Annotated in this window: 18 protein-coding genes and 1 pseudogene; 12 read left to right on the top strand and 7 right to left on the bottom strand. The window is 60.8% G+C overall.

Features of this window, described 5'->3' with window-relative positions; all coding sequences use genetic code 11:
• Positions 1-65 precede the first annotated feature (65 nt).
• The gene (locus tag G5V57_RS06725) at positions 66-1,283 is read right to left on the bottom strand and encodes a GNAT family N-acetyltransferase (RefSeq protein WP_165166770.1); all 1,218 of its coding nucleotides are present in this window, start codon (positions 1,281-1,283) and stop codon (positions 66-68) included.
• Positions 1,284-1,292: 9 nt separating this feature from the next.
• On the bottom strand, positions 1,293-2,591 hold the full coding sequence (locus G5V57_RS06720; RefSeq protein WP_165166769.1) for a polysaccharide biosynthesis C-terminal domain-containing protein: 1,299 nt from the start codon (positions 2,589-2,591) through the stop codon (positions 1,293-1,295).
• Between the two features lie 361 nt (positions 2,592-2,952).
• Here G5V57_RS06720 and G5V57_RS06715 point away from each other — a divergent pair, with 361 nt between their 5' ends.
• Positions 2,953-3,642, top strand: coding sequence for a hypothetical protein (locus G5V57_RS06715; RefSeq protein WP_165166768.1), 690 nt, complete (start codon positions 2,953-2,955; stop codon positions 3,640-3,642).
• An 80-nt stretch (positions 3,643-3,722) separates the two neighbouring features.
• Here the strand turns inward: G5V57_RS06715 and G5V57_RS06710 are convergent, their stop codons facing one another.
• The 4 genes from G5V57_RS06710 to G5V57_RS06695 all read right to left on the bottom strand — a co-directional run bounded on the left by G5V57_RS06710 (position 3,723) and on the right by G5V57_RS06695 (position 7,363).
• Positions 3,723-4,640, bottom strand: coding sequence for a class I SAM-dependent methyltransferase (locus G5V57_RS06710; RefSeq protein ID WP_165166767.1), 918 nt, complete (start codon positions 4,638-4,640; stop codon positions 3,723-3,725).
• A gap of 129 nt (positions 4,641-4,769) precedes the next feature.
• Entirely contained in the window at positions 4,770-5,606 is an 837-nt protein-coding gene (locus G5V57_RS06705; RefSeq protein ID WP_246737557.1) for a FadR/GntR family transcriptional regulator, read from the bottom strand.
• Entirely contained in the window at positions 5,599-6,597 is a 999-nt protein-coding gene (locus tag G5V57_RS06700; RefSeq protein WP_165166766.1) for an ABC transporter permease, read from the bottom strand. The genes G5V57_RS06705 and G5V57_RS06700 overlap by 8 nt, the downstream gene beginning before the upstream one ends.
• 25 nt (positions 6,598-6,622) lie before the next feature.
• Positions 6,623-7,363, bottom strand: a complete 741-nt coding sequence (locus G5V57_RS06695; protein ID WP_165166765.1) for an ATP-binding cassette domain-containing protein — start codon at positions 7,361-7,363, stop codon at positions 6,623-6,625.
• Between the two features lie 244 nt (positions 7,364-7,607).
• On the opposite strand from G5V57_RS06695, the pseudogene G5V57_RS06690 reads away from it, so the two are divergent.
• From G5V57_RS06690 to G5V57_RS06655, 8 genes and pseudogenes are all read left to right on the top strand, one after another.
• A pseudogene (locus tag G5V57_RS06690) lies at positions 7,608-8,599 on the top strand (substrate-binding domain-containing protein).
• A gap of 167 nt (positions 8,600-8,766) precedes the next feature.
• Positions 8,767-9,837, top strand: a complete 1,071-nt coding sequence (locus G5V57_RS06685) for a substrate-binding domain-containing protein (RefSeq protein WP_165173889.1) — start codon at positions 8,767-8,769, stop codon at positions 9,835-9,837.
• Positions 9,838-9,930: 93 nt separating this feature from the next.
• A complete protein-coding gene (locus G5V57_RS06680; protein ID WP_165166764.1) occupies positions 9,931-12,189 on the top strand; it encodes an ABC transporter permease in 2,259 nt (752 codons plus the stop codon).
• Positions 12,190-12,194: 5 nt separating this feature from the next.
• Positions 12,195-13,010, top strand: coding sequence for an ATP-binding cassette domain-containing protein (locus tag G5V57_RS06675; protein ID WP_165166763.1), 816 nt, complete (start codon positions 12,195-12,197; stop codon positions 13,008-13,010).
• A 232-nt stretch (positions 13,011-13,242) separates the two neighbouring features.
• Positions 13,243-14,043 (top strand): transporter substrate-binding domain-containing protein, encoded by an 801-nt coding sequence (locus G5V57_RS06670; RefSeq protein WP_165166762.1) that lies wholly within the window; start codon positions 13,243-13,245, stop codon positions 14,041-14,043.
• 8 nt (positions 14,044-14,051) lie between these two features.
• Entirely contained in the window at positions 14,052-14,717 is a 666-nt protein-coding gene (locus G5V57_RS06665; RefSeq protein WP_165166761.1) for an amino acid ABC transporter permease, read from the top strand.
• The gene (locus tag G5V57_RS06660) at positions 14,717-15,367 is read left to right on the top strand and encodes an amino acid ABC transporter permease (RefSeq protein ID WP_165166760.1); all 651 of its coding nucleotides are present in this window, start codon (positions 14,717-14,719) and stop codon (positions 15,365-15,367) included. Before G5V57_RS06665 ends, G5V57_RS06660 begins: the two co-directional genes overlap by 1 nt.
• Positions 15,368-15,381: 14 nt before the next feature.
• Positions 15,382-16,149, top strand: coding sequence for an amino acid ABC transporter ATP-binding protein (locus tag G5V57_RS06655; protein ID WP_305849382.1), 768 nt, complete (start codon positions 15,382-15,384; stop codon positions 16,147-16,149).
• A 9-nt stretch (positions 16,150-16,158) separates the two neighbouring features.
• Here G5V57_RS06655 and G5V57_RS06650 read toward each other — a convergent pair whose 3' ends face one another.
• A complete protein-coding gene (locus G5V57_RS06650; protein WP_165166759.1) occupies positions 16,159-17,112 on the bottom strand; it encodes a LysR family transcriptional regulator in 954 nt (317 codons plus the stop codon).
• A 242-nt stretch (positions 17,113-17,354) separates the two neighbouring features.
• On the opposite strand from G5V57_RS06650, the gene G5V57_RS06645 reads away from it, so the two are divergent.
• Genes G5V57_RS06645 through G5V57_RS06635 form a run of 3 tightly spaced genes read left to right on the top strand, consistent with a single transcriptional unit; the run spans position 17,355 to position 20,134 of the window.
• Positions 17,355-18,422: an ABC transporter substrate-binding protein gene (locus G5V57_RS06645; RefSeq protein WP_165166758.1), complete on the top strand. Its 1,068-nt coding sequence runs from the start codon at positions 17,355-17,357 to the stop codon at positions 18,420-18,422.
• 45 nt (positions 18,423-18,467) lie between these two features.
• The gene (locus tag G5V57_RS06640) at positions 18,468-19,316 is read left to right on the top strand and encodes an ABC transporter permease (RefSeq protein ID WP_165166757.1); all 849 of its coding nucleotides are present in this window, start codon (positions 18,468-18,470) and stop codon (positions 19,314-19,316) included.
• Positions 19,313-20,134: an ABC transporter permease gene (locus tag G5V57_RS06635; RefSeq protein ID WP_165166756.1), complete on the top strand. Its 822-nt coding sequence runs from the start codon at positions 19,313-19,315 to the stop codon at positions 20,132-20,134. The genes G5V57_RS06640 and G5V57_RS06635 overlap by 4 nt, the downstream gene beginning before the upstream one ends.
• Positions 20,135-20,139: the final 5 nt, after the last annotated feature.

Genomic DNA, 20,139 nt, shown 5'->3' with positions numbered 1-20,139 from the left:
AACGAATTCCCCACGGGTGAGGCTTTACGGGAACATAGGCATAAGATGGCCGGATTGCACGGACGCTATTCCATACTCCAGCTCACGGACCACGCTATCGCCACGTAAGTTAAGAAGAACGGCTTCCGGAATACCCGGAGCAACTTCTTCAGTGGGCGTCTCAGCCTTCGTTTTGTATTGTGGAAGGCGTTCCAGCCCTTCGCCAGCAGGTCCAGTTGGAAATCATCAGGGCCGACGATCACACACGCCATAGGCTTGTTGCTGTCCCAGAGCTCCTGAATGACATGGCCGTCCATGGTCGTGGACGCGTCCATATCGGCGAATGTGCCGCTCTTGAAGAACTCCTCGACCACCAGATACTCGAGCACCAGTCCGGGGCTGAATTTCCGGTAGTTTTCATCATATGCGCATTTGAGGGTGAAGAGAGTCGAGCCGCTGGACATGTTGACGCTCATGGCGATCGGATTGCCGTCCAGAAGCAGGCTGTCCACGACGGCCAGCCCCTTGGCGCCGTCCTCGCCTCCGAACGCCAGTCGGGCAAAGGTTGCATCTCGCTCCCTTGACAGAAACGCTGTGCCGTTCTCACCTTTCCAGCCCGATTGCTCGATGGCGAGAAACTGCTCGATACGCTGCTTTACCTGCTCCGGTTCGCAGGCGCGCTCGAAACCGACCGAGCCAATATTTCGCAATCGCCGCAGATTGCGCTCTATGTCCTTAACGCGGCTTTTCTTGATGACCTTGGCGCTGTGTGCTTCAGAGCTTCCGGCCCTGCCGGTCAGACTTGGCCGCCGATAGGGCGCGACAGCGCGCAGACCCAGGCCGCGTTCGCCTATTTGCGCCCTGACGCTTTCGATGAAGCCGCTGTTCAGGTCGATATTCGAAAATGTCCAGAAGCGGCTTGGCGCGCCTGCCTTGATGCCGTCGAGCCATGCGCCGACGACTGCATCTGTGCACTTGCGCGATGCCAGCGGCGCGCCGGCAAACTGATAGATATTCTGCGCTCCGACGGCCACCGGCCAAGGAAAGGGCGGCAGGATCCGGAGGCGAAACGGGAAAAAGCCGACGAGCCGCTCGTTGTCGTCGCTCATGGCGACGGCGCGCACACGGGCACCAGTGTCGATTGTTTCCAAGCCGGCGAGAACATACTGGCGCGAATAGGCGGGGTTTTCGGTAACGGCTTCACGCGAAAGGAGGTCCCAATCCTCGACCGGCAGGGCCTTTATCGCTTCTGCGTCAAGCACGCGGCGCGAAAGGCGGTCGTGAGGTTGTACGATCTGATTCATTGGGTGGACTCACGTACCCGCCAGCCGGCTGGCGCCTAACGGGAGATAGAGATTGAGATTGCGCTTGGCGAAGCCGGCGGCGAGCAGCCCCCGGGCGGCGAGCGCAATAGCGGACGCCCACGCCGCCCCTGCAGGTCCCATGCGTGGCACCAGGAGGAAATTGAGCGCGAGATTGACGGCGAGCGCTGCCGCTATGCAGATCAGCCCGGCCCGCTCCTGACCGAGCATGTTGAGCGTGTCTTCTCCAGGTCCCAGCAGACACGCAAAGGCGATGCCGCCGGCGAGGATGATTACCAATGGCGCCGCCTGGGCGTAATCGTTGCCGAACAGCGCCAGAAGATAGGGGGCCAGCACGGCCATGCCGAGTGCCGCCAGTATGGCGAGCCCTCCGGAAACAAGCGTCGTATGGTCGATCAGCGCCTGCAACCGCCCGCGCTCGCGGCTTTCGGCAAGTGCGGCCATGCGCTGCGCCGTCACGGCACTCATGCCATAGGGAACATAGGTCAGCACCTGCGCCAGACGCGTCGCCGCGAAGTAATAGGCGATGAGTTCCGGCCCCACGAACATGCCGAGGATCAGTATGTCCGCGTTCATGAAAAGCAGTTCCGCGGCCTCGCCAAGGGCCATTGGAAGTGCTGTTCGATACCATTCATGCTGCCGATAGACCGGCAGAGTGCCGCGCAGCAACCCGGCAACATGATGGTGCAGCAGAATGAACTGTATTACGAGGCTGATGACGAGGCCGATGATCGTCATGCTCATCACCGTCACCGCACCGGCCTGACAACCGAGCAGAAAGGCGGAAAGTAAGCCGAAAATAATCGCCAGGTGCCGAACCAGGTAGGCCGGCGCAATTCCGAGCGCCGGACGGTCGACGCCGCGTGCGATGGCTTCCAGAAAATCCTGCAGGACGAGCAGCGGAACGGCGCTGAAAGCCAGCGTTGCCAGCAGGATCGTTTCGGGGCCTACGGCAATTATGCCCGTGTGGATCAGGAGAACGGCGCTCAGCCCAAGCGTTGTGCCGACTGCCAGCACGACTGAGATCGCCCAGCGCAGCAATCCGGCTATTGCGGGCATGTCGCCGGACTTCAGATATTGCGCGATGTAGCGGCAGAGCAGGGGATTGGTTCCAGCCGTCGCGCCGTGCCCCAGCAAGAGCAACCACACAAGCATCAGGCTATAACGCCCGAACTCCTCCGCGCCGATGATCCGCGAGGCGATGACCTGGGCAAGCAGGGCCAACCCGGCGCCGGTGATTCGGACCAGGATAATGGAAATGCTGCCTCTGATTGTGGGCGCGCTGGACATCTCGGGTCCAGCAGATAACAGATGAGCCGGGCGGGGCGAAGCGCAAATTTCCCGCACCGACCGGCAAAAACCGACCCAGGTCGCCATTCTGCAACAGGCTTTGCCTTGTATCTCATCGCGGCGTCAGCTCTTCCAGGTCAATCAATTCATGGGGATTTCGCCGCTGGCTGAGATCTGGCCTTCGCCCACAATGAGTTCCCCGCGAGCTTCGCGTGGTATTGTCTGGTATACAGGCCGGGCTGATTGTGGTTTGCTAGAATGTAACCGGCTGGCGCGAAAGAAATTGCGTCGTGGTTCAGTAGAATTCGAAAGAATTCACCTGCCCTTGTCGAGCGCTGTGCGAGAAAGGCGAACGGCATTTATGAGTGAATTTGAGAACAGGGTTTTGAAAGAAATCGAAAGGCGCGCGCTTGTGCCTCGGCCTAAAATGTATTTTCTTACCAGGCGATCAGCATTCTTGGCACTTGCAGCAGCGTCAATCGCCTTCGCCAGTCTCAGCTCCGCCCTTGCTTTCTTTGCCCTGGAGGAATTCTCGGAAGTTGCCAAGCGTGGCGACACCGACATGCCGGTTGCTGAAATCATCGGAACCCTGTTGGCGGTGTGGCTTATAAGTCTCACCTTGTTGATCTTGGCAACCGTTTACGGAATTCGGCGCACCAGGCGCGGTTATCGATATCGCTTCGCCGGCGTAATTGGTGCGTCAATGGCGGCGAGCGTTGGGCTTGGTGCGTTGCTTCATGTGACAACGGTGAGTGAGCGGGTCAACCGATATCTGACCGCGCATGTTCCGGCCTATGCCAAATACGCCTATTTGCCGTACAAAGGGTGGAACCGGCCCAATAACGGTTATCTTGGCGGAGCTGTTCTGTCAGTTGACAATGACCACAGTCTACGCCTCAAGGACTTTTCGGGGCGTGAATGGACAGTCGACATCACCGTGGCGACAATTGACACGAAAGATCCGCTGAATGATGAGGACGATGTCGCTATTCGCGGCAAAAAGACCGCTGCCTCTGAGTTTAAAGCCGATTCAGTCGAATCCTTTGATTGACCTTTGCGCAATGCGTCTTTGCCTGTTTGAAACATGCAGACATCCCCGATAGCGAAGACGAAGAGTTTCAAACGACATCTTCACGTGCGCCGGCTGAGAAGCGCCAGCGAGTTTGGAACCATGATACGACGCTTGTCATCGTAAAGCGGCCCGAACGATACCTGGATAGACGGATCGAGTGTATAGACTGCCTCCAGGATATCCGGCTCGGAGTAGGACCAAATCTTGGCGCCGATGCGAGCAGACACCATCCGGTTGGTAAAACTGATCAGAACTTTCGTTTCGCGATCCATAAGGCTTATGATGCTTCCGAGATAAGTTGCCAACTCTGACGGCGGAACGTGCCTCATAACTGAAAAACTCACGACAAACTGCGGTGAGGCCGCCTTTGCCTCGTCAAGTGAAGTAGGCGATATGACACGCAGGCGCGGGGCCTTACATTCCAGTTGACTTTTGGGAAGAAGCGTTTTTCCTGCTTCGAAGAAGTCGTCGATAATGTCGAGGCCCCAGTAATTTCCGGGATCGAGATAGTCCAAAAGATGCTGTCCAACGCGGAGACTGCCGCAGCCATAGTCGACGCAGACATGATGCGGCCGCAGCCCGGCGTCGATAGCTGCGGTGAAGAAGTTCAGACCACCTTTCCTGAAGTCCGCCGCGGAGAGATCCTTGGCAGTCGAGAAAAGCGATCCTGAAAGAAATGCCTTGGCGCCGAGCGCCTTGTGGCTTCCACCATGACGCAGCTTTTGCGCAATCGTGGCTGCGTAGTATTCGGCAAAGGTCGCCTTGCCGTGCCAAAGCTTCCAAATTTGATAGTGCAAGTCGATCAGCGGCACTGACGCCCGCGCACCAGGTCCTGAATTGAAAAAATCGAAGAGATGCCGCCTTAAACCGCGGCGCTCGGGCGCGACAGTAATGTTATTGGCATAGCAGCTTGCCTGCGGGATCGCTCTATCCGGACCGAGCTTCGCTGAAACCGCCTCGGTTTGTCCATCCGCCATGATCACTTCCCCAACAAGAATCGAGGCGCTGACGCGCGTCCTCGAGGGAACAGAAGATATTGGCGGTGGGCTTAATTGATGGCGCGAGCATTACTTCTTTGTGATGCCGCCGTAAGCTGGAGACGATGACTAGCGAGATGCTCGGTTCACGTCTCGCTGCTTCTTCGGCAAGTGCCGCCTGATGAAATCGTCCGAATGCTCGAGGAGCCGGCGTACCGCCATGCGCGCGCCCTGGACCTTGCGCAGGCGGATGTTGCGCTCGATGTTGTTGTGCAGATCCTGCGCGAAATGCAGATCATTTGCCTCGCGGGTGATGAAGACAAAGAGGTTGTCAAGGGCGGAGTCGATGATCACGCCCATCGGAACCAGAAGGTCGTTGTTCGATGCCTTGAGGACAGCCAGATGGAAGCGGACGTCGGCCTTGGTGCGGTCCGACAAGGTAGGCGCCGTCGCCATGTCGTGGCAGGCAGATGTGATCTCGTCCATCTGCGCTTCGGTGCGGTATTGCGCCGCCAGCGCCGCCGCCTCGGGCTCGATGATATGCCGGAACTGCTGCAGCGACTTTAGGAATCCGGCGCGGTCCGGCGACAGGGCATACCAGGAGAGAACGTCGTGATCGAGAAGGCTCCAGCGCTCCTTGTTCTCGACACGGCTGCCGATCTTCGGCCTGGAAACGATCAAGTTCTTCGCCATCAGGATCTTGATCGCCTCGCGCACGGCCGACCGGCTGACCTTGAAATCGGCGGCCCATTTCGCCTCGTTCGGCAATATCGTGCCGGGCGGGAACTTGCCCTGGACAATGCTCTTGCCGATCGCTTCGGCAATCGAGGTATGGATATTGCCGCGGCCGCGCAACAGCACCGGCGGCGCCGTGCGGGCAGGGGAGGCGTGCGAGGGGCTCTGGTTCCCGGGTTTGGCTCCGTTCTTCAACGTGGTCATCCGCTTCGTCACGCGCATTTCACTCATCCAGTTCCTCCCTGGCCCGAAGCCGGTCGAAGGCCACGGCCAGGACTATGAAGCTGCCGACAAATGCGCCTTGCCAAAAACTGCTGATTCCCAGAAGCGACAAGCTGTTGCGAATGACCTCGATGAGGGCGGCGCCGACCACCGCGCCGAATACCGTACCGGCGCCCCCCATCAGATTGGCCCCGCCAATCACCGTTGCCGCAATGACACTGAGCTCCATCGATTGGCCGAGATTGGTGGTGACGCCTCCCAGCCAGCCCGCTTCCAGCACGCCGGCAATGCCGGCGGTCAGGGAGGAGAACATATAGACGCTGACCTTCAGGCGCCGGACGGGCACGCCGGTCAGGATTGCGGCATGCTGATTGCTGCCGATGGCGAAGACCCAGGTCCCCCAGCGTGTCCATTTGAGCACTAATCCGGTGATGACGGCGAGGATGGCCAGCGCGATGACCGGGTTCGCGATGCCAAGCGTAGAGCCACCGCCCAGCCAGAAGAGCGCCTTCTCGTCCGGCCCGAACTGGTAGATCATCCTGTTGTTGGAAAGAACCATGGCAGCACTGCGGGCCACCGATAGCATGCCGAGCGTGGTGACGAAAGGCGGAATGCGGACATAGGCGATCAGGTAGCCGTTGATGGCGCCGACCAGCATCGATGCCGCAAGCGCCGCGGCAATGCCGGCCAACAGGCTGAAGCCCGCATTCATCACGATCGCCAGGACCATGGCCGAGATGCACAGGGTCGATCCGACCGACAGATCGATGCCACCCGAGATGATCACCACCGTCATCCCCAGCGCAATGATGGCGACGAAGGCGAAGTTGCGGGTGACGTTGAAGAGGTTCTGCGGCGTCGCGAAGGTATCGGTGAGGATGCTCAGCGCCAGGCAGGCGAGGGCCGCAGCGAGGAAGACCCAGAAGGCGGGGCGGGTCACGATCCAGCCGAGGAGGCCGGGGCTTTCGCGCTTCGTGACATCATCGAGGGCGGCGGTCATGGGGGTGGATCCCTCCAAGGGTGCATCAGGCTGTTTCGATAGCGCCGGTTATGAGCCCGGTGATTTCCTGAGGCGATGTGCTGGCGGTCGGCTTGTCGGCAACCTTCCGGCCGCGCCGCAGGACCGCGATCCGGTCGGCGACGGCGAAGACATCGGGCATGCGGTGACTGATCAGGATCACCGCGAGGTTCTGGCTCTTGAGCTCGCGGATCAGATTGAGGACCTCGGCCACCTGGCGCACTGAGATCGCCGCGGTCGGCTCGTCCATGAGCAGGATCTTCGCTCTGGCGAGCCTCGTCCTGGCGATGGCCACCGCCTGGCGTTGCCCGCCCGACATGGCGCGGACGAGATCGCGCGGCCGCGTCTCCGATTTGAGCTCCTTGAACAGTTCGCCGGCCCGGGCGTTCATCGCCGCATAGTTCATGACTTGCAAGGGGCCGAAGCCGGTCGTCAGCTCGCGCCCGAGAAACACATTGACGGCTGCCGAAAGGTTGTCGCAGAGCGCGAGATCCTGATAGACGATTTCCACGCCCTTGTTACGGGCATCGATCGGGCGATGGAATTCCGCTTCCGCGCCGTCGATGGTGATCGTGCCCCGGCTCGGCTTGTAGTTGCCGGCGATAATCTTCACGAGCGTCGATTTTCCCGCCCCATTGTCGCCCATGAGGCCAAGGATCTCGCCGCTCGCCAGTTCAAGAGACACCCCGTCGAGCGCCTGTATGGCGCCGAAATTCTTGGATATTCCATTCAGCTGCAAGACCGCCATGACAGGCTCCTTGGTTGCTTCAAGAATTTCACCATCCGCCAGGTGATGCAACGGCTATTCCGCAATTGATATGTATTATCTGATTTGTCCGACAAATAAGTTGACGTTGCGCAGCCGTTGGGGTTAGCTGAAGTGGGCCTGACGGCCGGCAACAGGCCGAAGAGGGGGCCTTGGAAGGAGCCGGGAACGCCGCTGCTGTTCCCGATGCCGGGTCTAAAATGAACACATGGTCAGGGAGGTAGAAATGAAGTGTTTCTCGCTCGCATTGCTCGCCGCCACGGCTTTCGGACTGGCGACCGCTCCGGCGCAGGCGGCGGACAAGATCCTTGCGATCGTGGTCAAGGGCCTCGATAACCCGTTCTTCGAGCAGATCCATCTCGGCTGCGAGAAATGGAACGCCGAAAATGCCGGCAAGGGCTATTCGTGCTTCTATACGGGACCGGCATCGAGTGCCGACGAGGCGGGTGAAGTCCAGATCGTCGACGACCTCCTGGGCAAGCCCGATATCGCGGCCATCGCGATTTCGCCATCCAATGCGCCGTTGATGGCGAAGCTGCTGCGTGAGCGTAATCCGTCGATCCCGATCATGACCATCGATGCCGATCTCGGCAAGGATGATGCGGCGCTGCGCAAGACCTATCTCGGCACGGACAATTATCTGATGGGCGTCAAGTTCGGTGAGTATCTACAGAAGCTCAAGCCCAGCGGCGGCACCATCTGCCTCCAGCTCGGCAATGTCGCGGCCGACAATATCAATGCCCGCGCCGCCGGCACGCGCGATACGCTCTCCGGCGCCAAGGGCACCGAACGGCTGACGGGACAGAACGGCTGGACGGAAATCGATGGGTGCCCGGTATTCACAAACGACCAGGCTGATCTCGCCAATCAGCAGATGGCGGACACATTCACCGCTAATCCGGCGCTCGACGCGTTCGTCCTCGAGGGGGCTGGGCGCAGTTCGCGCCGCAAGCCTATGCCCAGGTGACAGATCAGGTGAAGGACAAGATGGGCGCCAAGAAGCTGGTGATCGTGGCAGGCGATACGCTGCCGCCGCAGATGGAGGCGCTCAAGGCCGGACGCAGCCATGTGCAGGTCGGCCAACGGCCGTTCGAGATGGGCTATCGCGCGCCGAGCGTGATGCTCGACCTCCTGGCGGGCAAGGCGGTCGAGCCGGTGATCTATACCGGCCTCGATGAATGCACGCAGGATACGGCGGGAAGCTGTATCGCCAAGTAGCTCGTCAGCGCGGGCGGCGGCCGGCAACCTACCCGGCCGCCTGTCGCCCTCCGGCCACGGGTGGCCCTTGCGGCAGTTCCATGACTGGATTAGTCTCGGCATTGCTATTCATCAGACAAATAAGACAAATAACTGAAACTCGGGAGGAGATCATGAAATCGCTGCTCATGTCGACATGTGCGTTGTCGCTGGCCGTGCTGATGTCCGCTGGTGCCAGCGCCCAGCAATCCGGAACCGTCAGCAAGGCTGTCGGCGGCTACAGTTTCGAGGACGCCGCGAAGGAGGCGGAAGGCACCAAGAATTTCCATTCCGCCGACGGTCATCTGACCTTCGCGATCGTCACGCATACGGCCGGCAACGGATTCTTCGATCCGGTCTATGTCGGCGCCACCGTCGCCGGCAACATGATCGGCGCGAAGATCCTGCTGCTCGGCTCGGAATCGCCGACGGACGATCCGGCGCGCGAAATCGAGATCCTCAATCAGGTCATCCAGGATCCAACCATCGATGGCCTGATCATGACCACGCCGCAGGTCGGCGCCTATGACGATATCGTCAAGGCCGCCGCGAAGAACGGAATCCCGGTAGCGACGACCAATTCCTTCGATCCCAACATATACAACCGGCTGGGCATCAGCCACACCGGTCAGGATGCATCGGCCGCGGCGATCGCCGGCGCCGCGCTCGCCAAGTGCCTGGCGGACAAGGGTGTCACCAAGGGATCCATCATCTTCCCGAACGATACCGCAATGGGAAATATCGAAGTCAACAATCGGGTGACTTCCGCCTATAATGCGACCATCGGTGCCCTGAAAGCGGCCGGCACGCTCGATAACTTTAAGGTCGATGCGGGTCCGGAAAGCGTCGGCGTTCCCGCCGACATGAACGATCCGGTCAACAGCATCATCGGCCTCATCGAACAACGCGGCGACGTGGTGGGCGCTTTCGCCGCCAACAATGTCTTCACGCCGGCTTTGGTGAAGGCGATCGCGCAGCTGAAAATGGGCGGCAAGATCTGTTCCTATGGCTTCGATCTGGGCCCCGCCCAGCAGGAGGGCATGAAGAGCGGCGATCTTACCGGCGCGCTCGGCCAACAACCCTTCCTGCAGGGCTTCTGGCCGGTCATGCAGCTCTATCTGCAGATCGACCGCGGCATCTCGGCCGCCAATCTCGACACGCGCGCCCAGCTGGTCACCAAGGAAACGGTCAGCAATATCGGCAAGCGCTTTGAAAACTGAGCACTGCTGCAAAGGCCGATTGTCTGGTAAACAGCGGGAGGGCAGGGGCCCTCCCGCGGTCCAGCACGCCGTGCCGCGGATGACCTGAACTTCATGCCGGTGCGCGCAGTGACCGTGGGAAGCCGCCATCCGCAGCAGTTCTTCGGCAGCTGGGAGCTGGGCCTCCTGGTGCTCATGGCGCTCCTCTATATCGGCGGCGCCCTCATCAATCCGGCCTTCTTCGGCACGCCCGACGCGCTCCATGCGTTGCTCCGCGATTCCGCGCGTTATGGCGTCATGGCCGTGGGCATGACCTTCGTTATCGTCAACAAGGACATCGACCTCTCGGTCGGCTCGACCTTCGGACTGGTCGGCGTCGCCTTCTCTATCCTGTTCTCGCCGACCCACTATGATCTGGGGCTCGCCCCGGCGTTGGGTTTCTGCCTCCTGCTCGGTGCCGCGATCGGTCTCATCAATGGCGTGCTGGTGACGATCCTCAAGGTCCCCGCCTTCATCGCCACACTCACCATGCTGCTCATCGGCCGCGGCCTGGTGCTCGGCCTTACCGGGGGCAAGAACATCGCCTATCCGGCCAAGGCGCAGGACTATGCCGGGTTCTTCCAGATCAGCGAAACGAACGCCCTCGGCTTCAACAACCAGATCATCATATTCATCGTGGTGGCCGTGATCGGTGCCATCGTTCTCGCCAAGACCCGGTGGGGCTATGAGACATTCGCCACGGGCGGCAATGAGCAGGCGGCAATCTATGCCGGCATCCCGACGCGCTGGGTGCGCATCCGGGCCTATCTCCTGTCGTCGCTGTCGGCGACACTTGCGGGTCTGATGGCGATCGCCCAGGACAAGGGCGTCACCTCGCAATTCGGACTCAGCGCAGAACTTATCGTCATCGCCTCGGTCATTATCGGCGGGGCGTCGATCCTGGGGGGCAGGGGCCGGATCGCCGGGAGCTGTCTCGGCACGATCCTGACCGTCCTCATCAACAAGGTCCTGCGCGAGGGCTGGCCCACGACCCGCACAGTCAAGATCGACGGCGTCGATGTGACCGTCAATGCGCTGAGCCAGCTGCCGGCCGGCGCGGTGCCCGCCTTTCTCGGCCTGATCCTGCTTGCCGCCGTGCTGATCGAGCCCTTCGTCCTCAGGCGCCAGCTACCAGCGCGGCTGTGGGCGTGGCTGCGCGGCCGCCCGCCGCCGCCCCCGCCCGAAAGCGGCGGCGTCGCCATGGAAGGCATCGGAACACGCGGAACCGTCGCGAGCGACAGGGCTCTCCATGCGCGGGGGATGGGCAAGTTCTTCGCGCGCCGCGATGCGCTGGCGATCGTCCTCGTGCTGACATTGTGGGCGACCGGCCTCTATCTGAGGCCCGATTACTGGGGCAACCTCGCTAACACCTTCGCCATTCTCCTCAATTTTACCGAAGTGGCCCTGCTTACGGTGGGCCTCACCTATGTGATCGCCTGCGGTGACATCGATCTCTCGGTCGGGGCCGTATTGGCGCTCGCAGGCAGTACCGCTGCCTATGGCCTCAAGGTCATGGGCGTCGATCCGATGACGGCGGTCATGATGGGCATGCTGGCCGGCATGAGCGCCGGCATCGTCAACGGGCTCCTTACCGTCGGCTTCGGGCTGCCGTCCTTCATCGCCACGCTTGGCATGTATTACATCGCGCGCGGGCTAGCGGCGTGGATCGTCGCCGGCCAGCAGCTCACCGGCTTCACCGAGAGGTTCAATCTGTTCGGACGCAAGATCGGCGATATCCTCAACTATTACGGTGTGCAGCTGCCGGAGGGCGTGTTGCGTGCCGTCGCCGACGCCGTCAGCGTGCAGACCCTGTGGACGCTGTTCGTGGCAGTCATCGCCGGCATCGTCCTCGGCCTCATGCCGTTCGGCCAGCAGGTGCTGGCCACCGGCGGAAACCGGCGGGCGGCCGACTATGCCGGCATCAACACAAAGCGCGTGCGCTTCCTGGCGCTTGCCTTTGCCGGCACGTGCGCCGCCATGGCCGGGATCATCAATGTCGCATATTTTCGCAGCTTCAATCCGGTGGCGGGACAGTTCCGCGAGCTCGACGCGATCGCCGCGGTGATCATCGGCGGCGGGTCGATCTTCGGCGGTTATGGCACGATCATCGGCTCGCTGGCAGGGGCGGCCGTCATAACGCTGGTGCGAGCGCTCCTACAGCTCAATATCATCACCGCCGACGGGCGCTCGATCGTTCTCCCCCAGCATTGGGTCAACGTGTTCATCGGCCTCATCCTCATCGCCGCGGTGCTCATCGACATCTGGCTGAGGCAGGCCGACATATTCGGAAGGGTCCGGCAGTTCCTGGCGAAGCGCCGGACGTCACCAGGGTGATGCATATGGCAGCTGCCGAAGCCGACATACCCATTATCGAGATGCGCGGAATCAGCAAGGCGTTCGGCGCGGTTCAGGCCTTGAAGAATGTCGATCTCAAGCTCTATCCGGGTGAGATCCTCGGGCTCGTCGGCGATAACTCAGCCGGCAAGTCGACACTCATGAAGATCATGACCGGCGCCTATCATCGCGATGCGGGCGACATCGTCGTGGGCGGAACGCCGGCAAATTTCCGCAGCCCGCATGAAAGCCGCGCCGCCGGGATCGAGATGATCTACCAGGATTTCGCCCTGTGCGGGAACATGGATGTCGGACAGAACATCTTTCTCGGACGTTGGCCCGTCAAAAGATGGTTCGTCGACCGCAAGAAGATGTATGCCGAGGCGAACGATGTGCTCAAGCGCCTCAAGGTCGATGTGAATTCGGTGCATCAGAAGGTGGAGAGCCTGTCGGGCGGACGCCAGCAGTCGGTCGCCATCGCGCGCGCCATTTCATTCGAGCCGCGCGTCGTCATTCTCGATGAGCCGACCGCCAATCTTTCGGTGATGGCCACGCAGCGGCTGCTCGAGACCATGCTCGAACTGAAAAAGCATGGCGTCGCCCAGATCATCATCTCGCACAGGCTTCAGGACATTTTCGCCGTGGGCGACCGCGTCATGGTGCTGAAGCGAGGCGAGAATGTCGGCGAAAGGGTAATCTCCCAGACAACCGAACAGGACGTCCTGCAGGTGATCGTCAGCGGCAGACCGCAGAACGGCGCGGCAGAGCGTGCGGGCACTGACACGCTCACTTCTGGAAAGGGCGATAGCCACGCGCGATAGGCGGCCGCGACACAGCGACGTGACTTAAATCGCCGCGGGAATCGCGCCAAATCAACAGGTTAGTGTGAGATCTGGCAAAGCTCTGGGCTCGGATCTAACAAAAGTCCGACACTTACATGGACGGTCGCCGAACTGACTTTCGGCGCACGGCTATTGACTGGAATGACGAAGGGGCGACATTGAGACCGACGCGCCGAAGATGCGCGCATGGAAAAACTCTCAGGAGGTTTACATGACACTTTCCCTATCCCGCAGGGCCGGCTTGGGCTGTGGTCTCTCGCTCGTCGCTGTCCTGCTGCTCGGCCCGCTTGCTCCTGCACAGGCCGATGTACTCGATGACGTCACCAAGGCCGGCGTCATCAAGATCGGCATCTTCGAGGACTTCCCGCCCTTCGCCTCGATGGGCTCCGACATGAAGATCCAGGGCTACGATACCGAAGTTGCCGAAAAGCTGGCCCAGGCTCTCGGCGTCAAGGCCGAACTGGTCGGTATCACCGGCCAGAACCGCATTCCCTATCTCACCGAAGGCAAGGTTGATCTCCTGCTCAGTATCGGATTCAGCGATGAGCGGGCCCAGGTCGTGGGCTTCACCGATCCTTATGCGCCGTACTACATCGCCGTCATGGGCCCGAAGGAGGTGGAGGTGAAGAATGCCGCCGACCTCGCGGGCAAGACCATCGCCGTCAATCGCGGCACGCTGGAAGATACGGAAGTCACCAAGGTTGCCCCGGCAGGGGCCGACATCCAACGTTACAGCGACTATAATGGCGTGATCTCGGCGTTCCTTTCCGGCCAGGCGCAGCTGATGGTCGTCGGCAATGATGTGGGCGCAACCATCCTGGCCAAGAATCCGGCGATCGAGCCGGTCGAGAAGTTTCAGCTCCTGACGTCGCCATCGCATATGGGCGTCAAAAAAGGCGAGACGAAACTCCAGGAAAAAGTGAATGCAGCACTCGTCGCGATGAAAGCGGACGGCAGCTTGAATGAAATTGCCGTGAAGTGGCTCAAGCAGCCCTTGCCCGCCGGATTCTGAGTTCGCCCGTGGGGTATGAGTTCGACTTCAGCGCGATCGCGGAAAATCTGGGCCTGCTCCTGCATGGGGCGGGGATAACCCTGCTATTGACCGCGATCTCCGCCACACTCGGCATCGCATTGAGCATCGGTGGGGCCGCCACCTCGCGCTGGGGCCTCGGCTGGGCGCGCAAGCTGGTGGCCGCCTATGTCGAACTCATCCGTAATACGCCGTTCATTGTCCAGCTTTTCTTCGTCTTTTTTGGCTTGCCCAGCCTCGGCATCAAAATGTCGGCGCTCACGGCGGCGGTGCTCGCCATGACGATCAACCTGACGGCCTATTCCATTGAAATCGTCAGGGCAGGGATCGAAGCCGTGCCGCCGGGCCAGCGCGAAGCGGGTTTCGCGCTTGGCATCACGCCGCTTTCGGTGTTCATCTACATCATCCTGCCGCAGGCCATTGCCAATGTTTATCCTGCCCTGGTCAGCCAGATCGTCATCACCATGCTGGAATCAGCCGTCGTGTCGCAGATCGCCGTCACCGATCTCACCCACGCCGGCGACTTCATCCAATCGCGCACCTACCGGGCCTTCGAGACCTATTTCGTCATCGCTTTGATCTATCTCGGCATGGCGATAGCTCTGCGCTGGGTGTTCGCCCGCGCCGGTCGCCGCCTTTTCGCGGGGCGCCGCTGATGGTCAGTCTCTCGCTTGCCGATATCATTCCCTTCCTCCTCCTGGCGGCGCGCTGGACGTTGCTCTTGGCGGCGATCGCCTTCGCCGGCGGCGGTATGGCTGCCTTGCTGCTGTTGTTCTGGCGCTATGCCTATCCCAAGTCCGGCGGCCCGCTGACCAATCTGTACATTCAACTGCTGCAGGGAACGCCGCTGCTGCTCCAGCTGTTCCTGGTGTTCTTCGGCCTGCCTCTCATCGGTGTCGACGTCTCGCCCTTGCTGGCGGCGGGCGTGGCGCTGACGCTCTATGCCGGCGCTTTCCTGGCCGAGATCTGGCGCGGCTGCGTCGATGCCATTCCGCGCGGGCAATGGGATGCGAGTGCCAGCCTCGGCATGAATTTCATGACGCAAATGCGCTATGTGATCTTGCCGCAATCCCTCAAGATTGCGATACCGCCAACGGTGGGCTTCCTGGTTCAGCTACTCAAGAGCACGGCTTTGGCCTCGATCGTCGGTTTCAATGAACTGACCAGGTCCGGCCAGATCATCGCCAATGCGACATTCCAGCCTTTCCTCATCTATGGGCTGGTGGCCATCATCTACTTCGCCATGTGTTACCCGCTGACCGTCGGTTCCAGGGTCCTGGAACGGCGCCTGAGCGGCACGCGATAGTCCGGAGGCCCGAAATGGTATCATCGTCACTCCTTCCCAACGCTGACGCGCCGATGATCGAGATGCGCAATGTCAACAAATGGTACGACAAGTTTCAGGTGCTCAAGGATATTTCGCTGACCGTGCGCAAGGGCGAGCGGGTGGTGATCTGCGGACCTTCGGGTTCAGGAAAATCCACCGCGATCCGCTGCATCAACCGGCTGGAGCAGCATCAGTCGGGCCAGATCTTTGTCGAAGGCGTGGAGCTCAACGAGCAGGTCAAGAATATCGAGCATGTGCGCCGCGAGGTCGGCATGGTGTTCCAGCAGTTCAACCTGTTTCCGCATCTCAGCGTGCTTGACAATCTGACATTGGCGCCGCGGCGGGTGCGCAAGATGGCGCGCAAGGAAACCGAGGACCGCGCCATGGAATATCTGAAGCGCGTCCGCATTGCCGAACAGGCGCACAAATATCCGAGCCAGCTCTCAGGCGGACAGCAACAACGTGTCGCCATCGCGCGGGCGTTGTGCATGGAGCCGCATATCATGCTGTTCGATGAGCCCACCTCGGCGCTCGATCCGGAGATGATCAAGGAAGTGCTCGATGTCATGGTGGAACTGGCGAAGGAGCATATGACCATGATTTGCGTCACCCATGAAATGGGTTTCGCCAGGACCGTCGCCGACACGGTTGTCTTTATGGATCATGGCCAGATCGTCGAGGTTGCGTCGCCCAAGGAATTCTTCGCGGCGCCCAAGAACGAGCGGACCAAACTGTTCCTCAGCCAGGTCTTGAAACACTGATCGGAAATTTCAGACGGTGGCCGGCACCTTGACCGGCATAGCCGCCGCGGCATTGGCCGGCGCCGGCAGTGCGTGCGCCAGACGCAGTTCGCGCAGAAATGCCGACAGGACGGGCTTCTTCGTTTCCGTCTTGCGCGTCGCCAGATAGACCGGATTCTGATAACCGAGCGTCTGTTCCAGCAGCGGGTGCATGAGATCCTGCGCCACCCAGTGCTGGGCGAAGAGCGCCGGCAGAAAGCCGATATATCTGCCGGACAGGACGAAAACCGCAACCCCTTCCATGAGATCGGCGACTGCGGTCGAGACCAGCTTGATGCCCGGCGGAAGTTTTACCGGCGCCGCATAGGCACGGCGGACAAATTGCTGCCCACCCAGGTCGGCAATCCCGATTTTGGTGCTGCATCCGAACAAAGGATGGCTGCGGCCGCAATAGAGCACTTGCCGCTCCTCGAATAGATCTTCGTATTCGAGATAGGGCGAGTGACGGCCGCAGGTTCCAAGCCCCAGGTCGCAGCTGCCCTCCAGCACGACACGTTCGATTTCTGATGGAGAGGTGACGCGAATGGTGATCTGGACCTCGGCCGCCTTCTGGTTGAAGGCCGCGATGGCGCGATCGAGGGCGCAAGCCGGATTGACGATGAGGCTGTCGACAATGCCAACCACCAGATTGCCGGTCAGGCAGTTCCGGGCAGCGCCGGCGTCGGAGCGGAATTCATCGAGCGCGGCGAACAGGCGCTGGCTTGCCTGATAGATGAGCTTGCCCCGCTCGGTGAGCTCGAACCCGGAACGCCCGCGCTCGCATAGTCTGACGCCGAGCCGCTGCTCAAGCGAGGTCATATGGGTGCTGATGGTGGACTGGCTGATATTCAGATCGATCTGCGCCGCCGAGAACCCGCCAGCCTGGACGACTTTGGCAAAGACCTTGAGCAACCGGATGTCGCCCTCGGAAAGATTGGTCAGCAAGCGCGACCGCCTTTCGGGAGATAACCTGCCCCGACGCCATACTAATACTTTTGGCGCCACTCCTCAATATTCGGCCGCCGGCCCGCTCGGCCGCAACCGCAGTTACATTGATGCGGCGGAAACTGACCATTGTCACTTGTATATTGCACCTTTCCGCCGATGATCCCACGGTCGCAGCCGGCTCGCCCGTGGAGGTTTGCTCCCGGAAGCAAAGCCGGCAAAACGCTGAATGGGAGATTTTCATGACATTGCTCACCAGAAGGCAGACCCTCAAAACCGCCGCCGCCGCCATCGCAGCCAGCTCATTTGGCCTGGCGGGCCGCGCCTCAGCCGCCACCGAACTCACCGCCGTCGAATGGGGCGGCGATGTGGTCAATGCCATGAAGCAGATCGAGGCCAAGCAGGACCAGGTCACGATCAACTGGGTCCTGCACCAGGGCGGGTCGGGCGCCATTCTCCCCAAGATCAAGGCAACCTGGCCGCGCGCCGAATTCGACTATGTCGCAGGCTGGGAGGGATCATTCAACGGCATGATCAAGGAGGACTGGCTGGTTCCGGTGACCACTGAAATGGTGCCGAACCTCGCCGACATTCCACAGAAGATCATCGTCAAGGATGCCAAGGGCCAGTGGATGGCGGTCCCGCGCGCCGTGGGCGGCATCTATTTCGCCTACCGCAAAGATATCTGCCCCATCGAGATCAAGCGCATCGAGGATCTTTTCGACCCAGCCCTCAAGGGCAAGATCTGCTGGCCGGGTCCGACCCAGAGCATGATGCTGCAGATCGTCGCTCTGGCGCTGCATACCGGCGGCAACGAGAACAAGATGGACTCGGGCTGGGACCTCATGAAGAAACTGGCCGAATCCGGCAATATCGGCAGGATCGCGGTGACCGATACGGATTTCACCACATCGCTCACCAGCGGCGAGACGGTCGCGGGGTTCTATTCGGAGCCGCAATTGACCGCCGTCGCCAAGTCGTTCCCGCTGGTCCGTCTCACCAAGCAGGAAGGCATGCCGGTATTCCTCTATCAAAGCGGTTTCGCAGTGTTCCAAAACCGGCCCAATCTCGCGGCGACGCTCGGCTTCATCAACCATGCGATCAGCCCCGAGATGAGCAATCTCTATGCCCAGGTCGCCGGCGAGGCGCCGTTGAACGTCAAGGCGAAGACGCCCGATCATCTCAAGCACCTGTCGTTCACGCCCGAAGAATTCGACAAATTTGTCTATGTGCCGGATTTCAACGTCGTGCTCACCCAGCAGGACGCGTGGACCAAGCGCTGGGAGAATGACATAGCGCCGCTCCTCTGAGGCAAGGCACATGTCATCGGGGAGACATCAGGACGGAGGCGGGCAGTGATACCGGCGCGCGGCCCGCACCTCCTGTTCTTACCGGCGGCGGCGATCTTCCTCGCGCTGTTTGTCCTGCCGATGGCCGGGCTGTTCGTCGAAAGCTTCCGGCTGTTCGAGCCGGGCAGGATCGGGTCAGCCATCGACGCGCCCTTCACGGCCGTCAATTATTCCGAACTGCTGACGCCATCCTTTGCCGGCTTCTTCTTCCAGACACTGCGCATCAGCTTGTTGGCATCGCTTGCCGGCATGTTCTTCTCGTTGCCGCTGGCCTATTGGATCGCGCGGCGCCTGTCGGCGCATTGGCGGGCCATCGCGGTCGGGTTCTTCGTAACCCTCATGTTCCTCAGCGTATTGGTGCGGACCTATGCGCTGGAACTGACATTCGGTGCCGCCGGACCGATGCGCTCCACCCTGCTGGCGCTGGGGATTTCACCCAATGGCCGTGGCTATATCGAAATTCTGGTCGGCGCCGGCCTGCTTCACTACATCATCCCGATGTCGACACTCACTCTGCTGGGCACGATCCAGAATGTCGATCCGAGGCTCACCGATGCCGCCCAGGCGCTGGGAGCTCCGGCATGGCGGGCCCATCTGACCGTCACCCTGCCGCTCTGCATGCGGGGTATCCTGGCGGCCTTCCTGTTCGCTTTCACCTTCTCCATCAGCGCCTTCGTCATACCGATGATCCTGGGCAAGGGCCGTGTCCTGTTCATCTCCAATCTCATCTATAACCGCTTCAGTGAGATCGCCAATTATCCGAGCGGCGCTGCGATTTCGATCGTGCTTTTTGTCCTCGCCATGCTGATCGTCTATGTGATGACCCATCAGGTCAACAAAAGGTGGCAGTCATGAGTGGACGCCGCGCCGATAATATCGCCCGGTTTCTCTGCAGAGCGATGAATGTCATCGTCGTGCTGTTCCTGCTGACACCGATCGTGGTGACGGCGGTGATGGCTTTCGACTCGCGTGACTATCTTGGACCCTTGCCGCCGCCGTCGCTTTCGTTCCGCTGGTTCGTAACGTTCTTTTCCGACAGCTATTTCCTGAACGGCCTGAGCACCAGCGTGCAGCTGGCTTTGGCATCGGTCGCGATTTCGCTCGCCGCAGGGATCGCTACCGCCTACGCCATCGACCGCACGCAGTTTCGCGGCAAAGATGCGCTGATTTCCTTCTTCCTTTCACCGCTGGTGGTGCCCCCGGTCGTCATCGGCTTCGCCCTGCTTCTGTTTCTGTCGCAAATGGGACTGTTCAACGGCTTCGCCCGGCTGCTGTGCGGCCACATCATCATCACCGTGCCCTATACAATCCGCGCCACGCTGGCCGGAATTTCCGGCATCGACCGCTCGCTCACCGAGGCAGCCCTCATCCTGGGGGCCAATGAGAGGCGGGCGTTCTGGGACATCACCTTCCCGCTCGCCCGCACCGGCATCGTCAGCGGCGCCATTTTTGCCTTCGCCGTGTCGATGGACGACGTTGCTGTGTCAATCATGCTGACCGACGCGCAGACCTATACGCTGCCGATCGCGCTGATCAGCAGCATGCGGGCGAATTTCGATCTCACCATCGCGGCGGCATCGCTGATGCTGATGGTCATGACGCTGGTGCTCATCGCCATTCTGGAGAAGTTCGTCGGTCTCAATCGCGCCATCGGACAAGGCGTGTTTCGGTGAAGGTC

This window comes from Nordella sp. HKS 07, assembly GCF_011046735.1.
Lineage (GTDB): Bacteria > Pseudomonadota > Alphaproteobacteria > Rhizobiales > Aestuariivirgaceae > Taklimakanibacter.
This window is presented reverse-complemented; position numbering and strand designations above follow the sequence as displayed.

What these genes read in the sequence shown, in the direction of transcription:
- G5V57_RS06725 (WP_165166770.1), bottom strand. Translation starts at nt 1,283, where the DNA reads ATGAATCAGATCGTACAACCTCACGACCGCCTTTCGCGCCGCGTGCTT.
- G5V57_RS06670 (WP_165166762.1), top strand. Translation starts at nt 13,243, where the DNA reads ATGACACTTTCCCTATCCCGCAGGGCCGGCTTGGGCTGTGGTCTCTCG.
- G5V57_RS06695 (WP_165166765.1), bottom strand. Translation starts at nt 7,363, where the DNA reads ATGGCGGTCTTGCAGCTGAATGGAATATCCAAGAATTTCGGCGCCATA.
- G5V57_RS06675 (WP_165166763.1), top strand. Translation starts at nt 12,195, where the DNA reads ATGGCAGCTGCCGAAGCCGACATACCCATTATCGAGATGCGCGGAATC.
- G5V57_RS06655 (WP_305849382.1), top strand. Translation starts at nt 15,382, where the DNA reads ATGGTATCATCGTCACTCCTTCCCAACGCTGACGCGCCGATGATCGAG.
- G5V57_RS06710 (WP_165166767.1), bottom strand. Translation starts at nt 4,640, where the DNA reads ATGGCGGATGGACAAACCGAGGCGGTTTCAGCGAAGCTCGGTCCGGAT.
- G5V57_RS06685 (WP_165173889.1), top strand. Translation starts at nt 8,767, where the DNA reads ATGTCGACATGTGCGTTGTCGCTGGCCGTGCTGATGTCCGCTGGTGCC.
- G5V57_RS06705 (WP_246737557.1), bottom strand. Translation starts at nt 5,606, where the DNA reads ATGAGTGAAATGCGCGTGACGAAGCGGATGACCACGTTGAAGAACGGA.
- G5V57_RS06700 (WP_165166766.1), bottom strand. Translation starts at nt 6,597, where the DNA reads ATGACCGCCGCCCTCGATGATGTCACGAAGCGCGAAAGCCCCGGCCTC.
- G5V57_RS06645 (WP_165166758.1), top strand. Translation starts at nt 17,355, where the DNA reads ATGACATTGCTCACCAGAAGGCAGACCCTCAAAACCGCCGCCGCCGCC.
- G5V57_RS06635 (WP_165166756.1), top strand. Translation starts at nt 19,313, where the DNA reads ATGAGTGGACGCCGCGCCGATAATATCGCCCGGTTTCTCTGCAGAGCG.
- G5V57_RS06660 (WP_165166760.1), top strand. Translation starts at nt 14,717, where the DNA reads ATGGTCAGTCTCTCGCTTGCCGATATCATTCCCTTCCTCCTCCTGGCG.
- G5V57_RS06680 (WP_165166764.1), top strand. Translation starts at nt 9,931, where the DNA reads ATGCCGGTGCGCGCAGTGACCGTGGGAAGCCGCCATCCGCAGCAGTTC.
- G5V57_RS06720 (WP_165166769.1), bottom strand. Translation starts at nt 2,591, where the DNA reads ATGTCCAGCGCGCCCACAATCAGAGGCAGCATTTCCATTATCCTGGTC.
- G5V57_RS06715 (WP_165166768.1), top strand. Translation starts at nt 2,953, where the DNA reads ATGAGTGAATTTGAGAACAGGGTTTTGAAAGAAATCGAAAGGCGCGCG.